We start from the raw sequence: 1829 nt of genomic DNA on the forward strand, positions 1-1829 counted from the left end.
ACGATTTACAAGAGACGGACAGAGTGCAATGCTGCTATATCAAGGCTATGTTATAGTGAGTTTATTCGGTTTATATCTTAAATCTCCTCTCCCAGCTTTTATCTTTAAATTGGAACGGCTCTTATGCGCTATCAAAACACCTATGCTCAATTGGACACCCGTCTTTATCATGAGCAACTGCCAAACCCATTAAACAATCCTCGTGTCGGTCATTTTAATATTCAAGTTGCTGAGCAGCTGGGCTGGACAGAAGATACAGATTTGATGGCACGCTGGGTTGAGATACTCGGCGGACAGTACGTACCGACTGAATTTCGACCTTTATCAATGGCTTATGCAGGTCATCAATTTGGTCAATGGGCTGGGCAATTGGGTGATGGACGCGGCTTATTGATGGCGCAAGTACTTGATAAAAACGACCAATTACAAGACTTACATCTAAAGGGTGCGGGGTTGACGCCCTACTCACGCATGGGCGATGGACGCGCGGTGTTACGCAGTACCATTCGCGAATATTTATGCGGTCATGCACTAACCCAACTTGGTATTGCCTCCTCTAACGCCTTGGGATTTGTGGTATCAGATACCAAAGTGCGCCGCGAGCGACTGGAAGCAGGAGCAGCTTTGATGCGAGTCGCTGACAGTCATATTCGTTTAGGTCATATTGAGTGGATTGCAAGCTTTGCACCCGACTTACTCGCTGAATTTACCGACTATATGATTGATACTTATTATCCAGAGTGCCGTGATAGTGATAAGCCAGTCCTCGCATTTTTACAAGCGGTGGTTGAGCGTACAGCGCGGATGATAGCGGATTGGCAACTTATTGGATTTGCGCATGGTGTTATGAATACGGATAACCTATCTATTACTGGCAGTACTCTAGACTTTGGTCCATTTGGTTTTATGGAGCGCTTTAACCCTGCTTGGATCAATAACCATTCAGACCACAGCGGACGCTATGCTTACCAGAATCAGCCAGCTATTGGTCATTGGAATCTAAATATCTGGCTACCACACTTTATGCGCTTAAAAGATGTGACACGTGAGGCATTAGCAGATTGTTTAGCGCCTTACGAGGCGACCTTTATGCAGCATTATCAGCAAGGGCTATGCCGCAAGCTTGGGTTGCCGCATCAGCGTGAGAGCCTAAGTTTGGCATTTGAATGGTTGACGCTGCTAGAAGATAACCTACTCGACTATACCAATAGTTTCCGGGCACTACTGGGCCTAATCTCACCTGACCAGCATCCTTATGAGCAGCAGCTATGGACAATAATGACTGCTGAGTTGAATAATGAAGCAACGCAAGTCTTGCAAGATTGGGTAACGCGTTATTTAGCACAAATACAGCAGAATTCTGATACTCAAGCAATTGAGGACATGCAAACCAGTAATCCGATTTATGTATTGCGTAATAGTATGGCCCAGCGTGTTATTGTCGCAGCAGAGCAAGGACAGTTTGACGAATTGAATCGAGTGTTCGACTTATTGGCTAGCCCTTATACCCTACAAGATAGCGCCATTGAACTTGATACCTTGCCACCTGCGCCTCATGCACCGCAAATGCCAATCAGTTGCTCATCTTAATACGCATTTTTTCTGTAATATTTTGAAATATTTTGCATTTAAGGTTGATATTTAGATCAGTTTTTTGGCATTATCAACTGGCTAAATAATGAATATCAACTTATTATATTGTTTGCGCAGTTCACGGTGCTTGGCTAGGCAAGTAATTGACAATAATGCTAGAATTAATATTTTACAATATTTTTTTTCTGGATGTCTAAGCGCCGCATACCACCCCATAACAATCAATGTACACTCAT

1 protein-coding gene is annotated in these 1829 nt (G+C 43.7%); it reads left to right on the top strand.

The window, feature by feature from the left end; translation table 11 throughout:
* Window positions 1–123: 123 nt before the first annotated feature.
* Window positions 124–1590 (top strand): protein adenylyltransferase SelO, encoded by a 1467-nt coding sequence (locus tag VLN09_RS00200; RefSeq protein ID WP_325242944.1) that lies wholly within the window; start codon window positions 124–126, stop codon window positions 1588–1590.
* Window positions 1591–1829 lie beyond the last annotated feature (239 nt).

The organism is Psychrobacter sp., from assembly GCF_035469765.1.
Lineage (GTDB): Bacteria > Pseudomonadota > Gammaproteobacteria > Pseudomonadales > Moraxellaceae > Psychrobacter.

Coding starts and splice junctions, on each gene's coding strand:
- VLN09_RS00200 (WP_325242944.1), top strand. CDS start 124: ATGCGCTATCAAAACACCTATGCTCAATTGGACACCCGTCTTTATCAT.